Origin of the sequence: Chryseobacterium sp., from assembly GCF_045629545.1 — a bacterium.
In the GTDB taxonomy this organism is placed as follows: domain Bacteria; phylum Bacteroidota; class Bacteroidia; order Flavobacteriales; family Weeksellaceae; genus Chryseobacterium.
This window is the reverse complement of sequence record NZ_JAZQRK010000054.1, coordinates 19,719-29,102: the sequence shown is the minus strand read 5'-3', so window position 1 is coordinate 29,102 and position 9,384 is coordinate 19,719. Positions and strand designations below refer to the sequence as shown.

General features: G+C 31.2%; 8 protein-coding genes and 1 pseudogene. 1 reads left to right on the top strand and 8 read right to left on the bottom strand.

Going from position 1 to position 9,384, the window contains the following annotated elements; genetic code table 11:
- From ACKI42_RS13480 to ACKI42_RS13445, 8 genes and pseudogenes are all read right to left on the bottom strand, one after another.
- Positions 1 to 253: pseudogene (locus ACKI42_RS13480) on the bottom strand (hypothetical protein); the annotation flags it as partial.
- Positions 254 to 288: 35 nt separating this feature from the next.
- Positions 289 to 1,731, bottom strand: coding sequence for an SMI1/KNR4 family protein (locus ACKI42_RS13475; protein WP_407406095.1), 1,443 nt, complete (start codon positions 1,729 to 1,731; stop codon positions 289 to 291).
- A 53-nt stretch (positions 1,732 to 1,784) separates the two neighbouring features.
- Entirely contained in the window at positions 1,785 to 1,919 is a 135-nt protein-coding gene (locus ACKI42_RS13470) for a hypothetical protein (RefSeq protein WP_407406094.1), read from the bottom strand.
- 1,188 nt (positions 1,920 to 3,107) lie between these two features.
- Positions 3,108 to 3,545 carry an Imm26 family immunity protein gene (locus tag ACKI42_RS13465; protein ID WP_407406093.1) on the bottom strand — a complete coding sequence of 146 codons (438 nt, stop codon included), beginning with the start codon at positions 3,543 to 3,545 and terminating at the stop codon, positions 3,108 to 3,110.
- Positions 3,546 to 3,672: 127 nt separating this feature from the next.
- On the bottom strand, positions 3,673 to 5,079 hold the full coding sequence (locus ACKI42_RS13460; protein ID WP_407406092.1) for a pyridoxal phosphate-dependent decarboxylase family protein: 1,407 nt from the start codon (positions 5,077 to 5,079) through the stop codon (positions 3,673 to 3,675).
- 230 nt (positions 5,080 to 5,309) lie between these two features.
- Positions 5,310 to 5,456 (bottom strand): hypothetical protein, encoded by a 147-nt coding sequence (locus ACKI42_RS13455; protein ID WP_407406091.1) that lies wholly within the window; start codon positions 5,454 to 5,456, stop codon positions 5,310 to 5,312.
- A gap of 369 nt (positions 5,457 to 5,825) precedes the next feature.
- Positions 5,826 to 5,960 (bottom strand): hypothetical protein, encoded by a 135-nt coding sequence (locus ACKI42_RS13450; protein ID WP_407406090.1) that lies wholly within the window; start codon positions 5,958 to 5,960, stop codon positions 5,826 to 5,828.
- Between the two features lie 6 nt (positions 5,961 to 5,966).
- Positions 5,967 to 6,095 carry a hypothetical protein gene (locus ACKI42_RS13445; RefSeq protein WP_407406089.1) on the bottom strand — a complete coding sequence of 43 codons (129 nt, stop codon included), beginning with the start codon at positions 6,093 to 6,095 and terminating at the stop codon, positions 5,967 to 5,969.
- 530 nt (positions 6,096 to 6,625) lie between these two features.
- On the opposite strand from ACKI42_RS13445, the gene ACKI42_RS13440 reads away from it, so the two are divergent.
- Complete coding sequence (locus ACKI42_RS13440; RefSeq protein WP_407406088.1) at positions 6,626 to 9,373, top strand: SusC/RagA family TonB-linked outer membrane protein; 2,748 nt, start codon at positions 6,626 to 6,628, stop codon at positions 9,371 to 9,373.
- Positions 9,374 to 9,384: the final 11 nt, after the last annotated feature.

The window sequence follows — 9,384 nt, the reverse complement described above, 5'->3', positions numbered from 1 at the left end:
TCAGCGTGTTATCGTGATTTAAAATCGCTGGTGATAGAAAATCAGTATAAAAAAAAGGAGGATGAGCTATAAAAGTGAGGTGAATAGTAATTGTGGTAAAGTGTTTATCAAATTCTGTTGTATGACTGATAACGTTGAGTTGATTCTGATGAAATGAATATAAAATAACGTGAACAATATCGTCCCATTTATCTTCTAAATAGTCAAAATTATTATGTATAGCTACAATCTCGTAAGGAAACTCAATCCACAAATTGACTTTTTGAGGATAGTCTATTTTGAAAAAAATTATCCATCGATTTCAAAATTTTCAGGATCAATTTTTAAGATAGATTGATGATTCAGTCCGTATTCATTTAAAACACGCACCAAATTACTTGTAATATAAACCAAAATATCCGTATCAGAATTGTAATACCTCATCCCATTTTCATCAGGCGCTACCTCTTTGTACGGATATTTAAGTACTAATTCTTGTGATTTCTTAAGTATCAATTTGGTTTTAAAACCTTCGATAGCTTGTAAAGCTTGTATTAATTCTTTTGGTTCATTAGCTTCTAAACCAATTAAAAATTCATTTTCATATTCCACTTTATTAGCAGCCTTCGAAAATGTGTAAAGCACAGTTTTCCTAAAACTACTTTCAGGATGATGAATAAATGGTTTTAAAACATTAAAGTCTTCAAATTCGTCTTTAGCTAAAATGTAAGTAGCAAAATTAAAAGCATTCTTATCTTGAATTGTTGGAATGTATTTTCTGGTTAAATCAACCCATGGTTGATGATTTTCTTTGATGTACCAATGCGTAATTTGTAAGGCATCTAACAAGTTTTTATCATACATTTCTTTTAAAAGCTCGTGTGCCGAAGGATGATGATGAATCACTAATAATTTTAATATTAAGACTTGAATATTTTGGTGTTCATTTTCATAGTGATGATGTAGATATAACAAGGTTTCATCGGAAATGGATTTTTTAAATAACAAGCCATATAAAACCTCTTCTTTGGTTTCTTCATCGGTTGCGTTTAAAAATAACTGAAGCAAATCTTCTTCTTTTCCACCCATTTGATAGCCAAAATCCCCTGGATTTTCTTGTGTTAAGTTACCTTCAATAATATCATCCAACCATTGTTCGTACCAATCCAAGAAATTAGATTCGTAAGAAAATTTAGGTTTTTGATGCCCAAAATCAATGTTAATAATTCGCCCTGCATATTCACCATTTACGACCAAACCGTGATAATACGTACAACCTTGCGTTCCGATGATGAATATACCACCAAAAATTTCTGCTTCTCGCTTTTCATATTCATCATCAGCGACTTCTTCACCATCCAAATTTTCATTTAACTTTTTTATTTTATCATTCCAAAATTCATCACTCATTTTGGGATAAAATAGATGAGGGCTTGCAAGTTGATGTGCATCCCAATCTGAAAAAAGAATTTGAAACTCTTCGCCAAATGGAAAAATCCCGTAATGAGGACCTGCTCCAGAGTTACTAGAAGAAATTCCGCCATTTCCAATTTGGGTTACAAATAATTTGTACTCGATTGGGAGTGAAACTTTGTGCTTTTGTTCAAAATTCTCCACCGTTTTCATATCAATTGGAGGATTGAGGATATATTCGTGTGAATCTGCTCCAAAAACTTCAAAATCTTTATCCAAGACTTTAGCTTGAAGCAGTTTTTCTTTTATTCGATGTATTTGTGGTTGATAATCTTTCATAATGTAAAATTATAGAAGGCTGACTTGTTAAAATATCACTTAAAATGGGGATTTTATCTATACCGAATGCAAATGCCACTGCTTACTCCTTTCAAATCAAAATAGGCATTAATGGCTCCCCATTCAAAATTTCTAGTTTTACCTAAGGTTTTCGTCAGCCATTTATCAAAAGTATCTTTTCGCTTCATTTCATCTTTTTCATTATAATTCTCCCAAGTTAATTTTTCATCACATTTACCATAAAAACTAAAATGTATACTATCTAAAAGTTCCCGATAAAAACAAAATTCAAAGTGAAATAGTTGATGATCAATTTCGATATTAGAAATATAAATCCATTTGTACCCATTCTGTAAATCTCTGGTTTTGCTTTTCGAAGCAAAGTAACATAAATCATGATAAGTAGTGGTTTTTACCTACTACGATTTCTTTTGTAATGTGAAAATCACCATTTTGAATATTGATTAAACTCATTTTTTTAAACTATTAAAGATTACCGTAAACTACGATGTAATCAGCATCAGTAAGTTTGTCATTGATAAGGCTTTAATTGTGCTTTGTGTACTAAATTAATTTTTCAATCTTAAACCTATTGAAATCGATACATTCAAAACTATTATTTTTGAATAAAGTTCCACTAATGCTTTCTTACATTGGTTACTACACTTTAATTCTTATAAAAATAGGAAAGATTTCATTGGATAGAAATCCCTTTTACTGGTGATTTTTTAGTACTTACTATTTCTATACTTTGGTAGATAGAAAATTTAGATAATTATGAAAGTTGGGGGAAAAAAAATTAGAGGAGGAAAAAGAGGACTGAAAGCAATACAAAAATGAATATCGATTAATAAGACCTTAGATTTAAACATTTTCGAACAACAGAATAGAGAATATGTGAAATTTTGGGTGAAGCCTTGGTCTAATTTAGTATTAGGAAATGGATATAAACCAATCTATGGTCATTTGAAATTAGCCTTATTAGAAGGATTGACAACTATATTTAATCACTGGAATGAACAATTACAAAACCTTAAGAAACCTTATTATTTTAAAATTTGGCTGTTTGAAGATCTGTTACAACGTTCGCAAGTTGTTTGTGCGATCAACAATAAAATTGAATTTTATGAAAACACTTTCTTAAAGAATCATAGCTCCAAATCATTTGAATTATCGTCCAAAAATTCAGTGATACAGAGGTTTGGCAAGTTATCATGAGATGCCAATTCTGAAGTAGAGCTTTTACCTGAAAATTTCAGAGCGTTAGATGTTTATGAACCTGTTCTAGAACATAAAATACTTGGTATGGAAACATTTAATAATGAAAAATATTATATTATAGAGAATCAGAAGGTTTGGTTAGGAAAGTTGGATGTCTAACATGACGTCAATACTTTATCTACAAGTACAAATCCCATTACTTCAAGATGAACATAATTTTTATAATCTTCTTCACTTGCATGACGTATTAGATCTTCTTTATGGTACAATTCACCAGCATATACAAACCACTGCAAAGACTTTTCATTATCACTCAGTTGCGTATTTCCAACAATCGCCCAATTGCCATTTTTTACCATTTGATTTCCCGTAAAAAAACTCTTTGTATTTCTTGGATTCGAATGTATGGAAATAAAATTTTGAAGGGAAAGAGCTCCTAGGTTTAGGTTTTGTTGAATTCCGATTACGGTACAGCACATAACTTGTTTCAACCTACCTTTGGGAGCAAAAATAATTTTGCAAATCGCTTTTCTGCTATCGGTCAAAGGGATGGTAATAAGGTCACCTTCTCTATAATTTATATTCTTCGACATTAGTAATCAATTTATACGCAGGATAATAGTATTTAGTAAGTCCATTTGTAATAACAGTCCCTGTACATTTATATTTTTATGTAATCCTAAAAAAACTTTAAAATTTTTAAAAAACACAATTTTACTTTTAAAGGGACAATAAATTCAGTTTTTCTAATATGACATTTTTCACCAAGTTTACGTCATTTTTACTGGTTCGCCAATTGACGAAAGCAGCACGAATTCCGTTTTTCCCGTTATAGAAAGTTGGTGTCATAAAAACTTTTCCCGTAGCATTTATTTCACTTAAAAACTGGTTTACATCATCTGGATTTCCATCCTTCAAAGTAAAACAAACGGTATTTAAACGAACGGGAGCTAATAATTCTAAACTTTTATTATCTTTAATAAATTCACCAAAATATTGAGCCAAATCCACAGAGTTTTCAACAATATCTTGGTAGCCTTGCTTTCTATAAGCCCTCAAAGTAAACCAGACAGGTAAAGCTTTTAACCTACGAGAATTTTCAGGAAGAAAATTTAGGTAATTAAAATTAGCTAAAGGATTTCCCAAATAGGGTGCATTAGAATTTTGAAATGTTTCCACCTGTAAAATTTTATGCTTTTCTTTAATTAGAAAAAATGCATTTTCATAAGGAACATTCAACCATTTATGATTGTCGATAGTAATACTATCAGCATTCTCCCAACCAACTAAAAGATGTTGAAAACGATGCGAGCACGCTGCAAAAGCACCAAAAGCCGCATCCAAATGCCACCAAAAATTGTATCTATTTTTTAATTCCGAAATCGCTTTAAAATCGTCGTAGTCTACCGTATTCACAGTTCCTCCACTTGTAATGAGGATAAAAGGTGAACCATTTAATTTCTTAATATTTATTTCCAAATCATTAATATCTATGGCTTCTCTATTGCCCTCAATGGTTTTTATTTTAATTAAATTTTGGCTACCTAAGCCTAACATGGATAGAGATTTTATACTAGAAGAATGAGGTGTTGCAGCTAAAACAGAAATTTTTTTTGTAATTCCTTCTTTAGCAATATCACATCCGTTCAGTTTTCCTACCCATTGTCGTGCAACAGCCATGCAGCTAAAATTGGACATCGTAGCTCCTATTACAAAACCTCCCAAAAAATCTTTCGGCAAATTGAATAAATCTAGTAATAAATTAATGGTATCTGTTTCAATATTAGCAGACAAGTCTCCTTGTCCACTCGTTGCTTGCGTATTTTGGTCATAAATACTGGTTAGCCAATCTCCCATAATCGAAGCAGGTGTTGCGCCACCGGTAACAAAACCTAAATAACGAGGTCCAGTGGAACTATTGATAACTTCTTTATAAGTTTGATAAAACAGCTCTAATGTCGCTTGTCCTCCAAAACCAATTGCATTTAACGTTTTTTCCTCGGCAGAATTTACCTTTGCTGATGTGGGAATAGTAGTTAAATTTTCAAGAAATTCTAAACTTTTTTCTTTTGTTTCGTTTAATAAAAATGAAACAAGTTCTAAATCGTTACGCAAAATTGCATTCATATATAATTGATTTTTAAGAGTTAAAGTACAAAAATTTTGGTTTCAGAATTAAAAGCTTTCACAACTAATAACACGATTACCAGCAATAAAAATATAGAAATTGATATCGTTAAACCAAAACTTTGTGTACTATTTTAATTTTTCAATCGCAATCATTGGAAACTCATGTTTATCCCATTTTCTTTGTAACCAATTTCATTAAATTCATCGTGTATTTTCATTAAGGTTCTTTATACCTGATTGATGTATTTTGGTAAGGTTGTTGTTCCAGTAAGTACAATTTCATAATTTTCTTCATTGATTAGATGCCAACTCGTCCAATCTTTATAATATTTTGCGAAATAGTCAATTATATTATTCGCATTCTTTTTTAACAACAACTGATGTTCACCAAATTCCTATAAGAAGTCGACATACTTTTCATTCTTCGTATGTAATTCAATCGCAGATTCAGCCAAATTTTTTAATGAATTATGAAAATTAGGAACACAAATCTCAATTTTCAGTGCTCCATTGCAAATGTCTAAAATAGCTTAGCCCTGACCTTCTAAAGTATAATTGAGTTCTAACATTTTCTTCATTATAATGACGAAATGAATGAATAAGAGCTCACAATCTGAATCAAAAATTTGAGGTTCACGAGTTTTCAAAATGAGTTTTATACTTTCATTGAATTCAATTGTGATACTGCAATTTTTATCATCTGAAACACAAAAGATTTTAGTTATTGTTTTTCCTATCAAATTTCACTCAGAGCATTTATCTACGTAGTTGTATTCGGGGTCTGTATTTTCCTCATCAGTCGGGTCAATACTTTCATAATTTTGCCAAATACCGTAGCCAACATTAAGAAAAAATTGGTACCATTCTTTATCTTTCATTTTTATTTAAACCATGATAACATCTCGTGAATGCAGATCTTCACAAGAAAGCAATTTTTCCAATTGTAGACCCGTGAAATCTTCAAATTCAAAACTATTATCTTGGAATAAAGCTCCACTAATGATTTCTTCCAATGGTTACTATACTTTAATTTTTATAAATTTAGGAAAGATGTCATTGGGTAGAAATCCCTTTTAGTGGTGAGTCTTAGAAGTTTTCAAAACATTTTTTTAATTGCGTATTGTGATGTCTTTAAATTCAAATTTTTATTATACAAAATATTCAATAGAGAACTGTAGTTTTGTTTGTTGAACAGTACACAGTTTGGATTCTCATAAAATGGGCAATTTAATAATATGTTGATAAAGTTGAAAATAAATAGGATGAGTCTCTACTTATCATCATACATACTACAAAATTTGGAAATTAAACAGTAATTTAGTTAAACAGTTGTTTAACTTTTTTAAACTTCTAAATAAGGTGTAACAGTTTTTATAATTATTTAAATATCGGAAAATCAGTTTGTTATTGGTTTTTATTGTAATAATCTTCCATCAATTTTTAGTAAAATATTTGATGTGTTAAAAATTATGAAATTTTTATAAATTGCGAGCACAGTTAACATAAAGTTAATATGTGTTGAATTTTACTTAAAAAAAATATTTTGAGAAATTATATTACTATTTTAAAAATCGCTCCTGCATTTCTATTATCAAGTACAATGATGCATGCACAAGTTTCTGATTCTACAACAAAAGAGAAGAAAATTGAAGAGGTGGTACTGATAGGATATGGAAAACAGAAGAAGGAAGATCTTACGGGATCTATTTCCTCCATCACAGCAAAAGATTTTAATGGTGGATCTACATCAGCAGATCAATTGATACAAGGAAAAGCAGCGGGTGTTACAGTTACTGGAAACGGAGGTAACCCAGGTGCAGGTTCAACAATTCGTATCCGTGGTGGTGCTTCTTTATCTGCAAGTAACGATCCTTTGATTGTAATAGATGGTATCCCAATGGATTTTGGAGGATTATCAGGTGCTTCAAATGCTTTGGCACTTATCAATCCGAATGATATAGAATCCTTTAACGTTTTAAAAGATGCTTCTGCGGCGGCAATATATGGTAACAGAGCATCCAACGGAGTTATTTTAATTACCACAAAAAAAGGTTCTAGTGGTAAATTAAGAGTGAATTTTTCTACTACGGCTTCGGTTTCTACAAAAATGGGAAATTTAGATGTATTGTCTGCAGACGAATTCAGAGAATTTGTAAAGAATAATGCATCTCAAAACTATATTGATAAGTTGGGTAGTTCAAATACCAACTGGCAAGACAAAATCTATCAAGCAGCTTGGGGTACCGATAACAACCTATCAATTAGCGGTGGTATAAAAAAACTTCCATACCGTTTATCAATCGGATACAATGAGCAAAATGGAATTGTAAGAACAAATGAGTTTAGAAGAACTTCAGTTGGATTAAATCTTACACCTAAGTTTTTTGACAATCACCTTAGTGTAACAGCTAATATTAAAGGTTCGATGACAGAGAATCGTTTTAATGCAGGAGTAATTGGTGCAGCTCAGTTTTTTGATCCTACACAATCTGTTTTTGATGAATCTGCTCAAGGTGATAAAGTAAATAATTATTGGGAATGGTGGCAGAATAGTAATAGTATAAATGTTAACGCTACAAGAAACCCTATTGCTTCTTTATATGGAAAAAGAGATGTTTCTACAGTATTCAGAGCTATTGGTAACTTGCAATTAGACTATAAATTCCACTTTTTACCAGATTTGCATTTTAATGTGAATGGTGGGTATGACTACCAAAAAGGAAATGGAGCTACCACACAATTTCCTGGTTACGCAAGTATGTTGGCTTCTGGAGATGTAAGCAGTAGAAGAGATTATACACAAGAGAAGAGTAACCGACTTTTAGAAACCTATTTTAATTACATCAAGGAAATCTCTGCAATTAATACCAAGGTTGATCTAATTGCTGGATATTCTTACCAACAGTTTCATGATAAAATTCCTTCTGCAACTACTTATTACGGAAATCCTACAAGAGTGTTAGCACCTTCTAATAATTTTGAAGGTAAACTTACTTTATTAAGTTTTTATGGTAGAGCAATTTTTACAATTGCCGACAAATATATATTATCGGGATCAGTAAGAAGAGATGCTTCATCTCGTTTTTACAATGGTGTTGATTTGAAAAACAACTGGGGTACATTTGCCGCTTTTTCTGGAGCTTGGAAAGTGAAAAACGAAAATTTCTTAAAAGATTCTAATACAATTTCAGATCTGAAGTTAAGAGCTGGTTGGGGACAAACAGGTCAGCAAGAAGTAGGTACTTGGTACAATTCTTTTGCATCATACAACATTTCAGACGTTTCATCACAATATGGCTTTGGAAATCAGTACTATTCAATGTACAGACCTACTCAGTATAACCCAAATCTTACTTGGGAAACTACCGAGACGATAAATGCAGGTATAGATTACGGATTTTTTAATAACAGAATTACTGGTTCTGTAGATTGGTTTAAGAAAAAAACTAAAGATTTATTAGGATCTGTTCAGGTTCCTGCAGGAGAGTTCAGCAATAAAAATATTAAAAACATTGGTGAAATGGAAACTGATGGTATTGAATTTTCTATTAATTCTACTCCAATCAAAAATGAAAACTTTACTTGGGATCTTAGTTTTAATGCCTCAAAATATAATCCAATAGTTACTAATTTTAATGATGTTGCAGAAGGCTACATTATGAATGCAGGTAATGTAATTTCTGGAGGTGTAGGTAATTATGTTCAAGCGAACCAAGTAGGTTATAATCCTTTAGGATTTTATGTTTATCAACAAGTTTATGACACTAATGGAAAACCACTAGAAGGAGTGTATGTGGATCGTAATAACGATGGTAAAATATCTACTTCAGACAAATATTTTTTCAAATCAACAACTCCAGATGCTACCTTAGGATTTAGTACAAAATTTAAATTAAAAAATTGGGATCTCTCTACCACCTTAAGAGCGGTGATAGGTAATTATGTATACAACAACTTTGCATCTCAATCTAATGTTCAAAGTATAGGAACCAATGAGTTTTTGCAAAATATAGCAAGTACAACTGCAGATTATGGATTGAAAACTCCTCAATACTGGAGTGATATTTTTATAGAAAATGCATCGTTTTTGAGAATGGATAATCTTACACTAGGTTACACTTTTAATGATATATTCAGTAAAGGAAGCAACCTTAGAGTATATGGTATGGCTCAAAATGTATTTGTTATCACAAAGTATTCTGGCGTGGATCCAGAAATATTTGGAAACATTGATAATGGTTTCTATCAGAGACCAAAAGTGTATTCATTAGGACTTAATTTTCAATTTTAATAAGAAAAAAA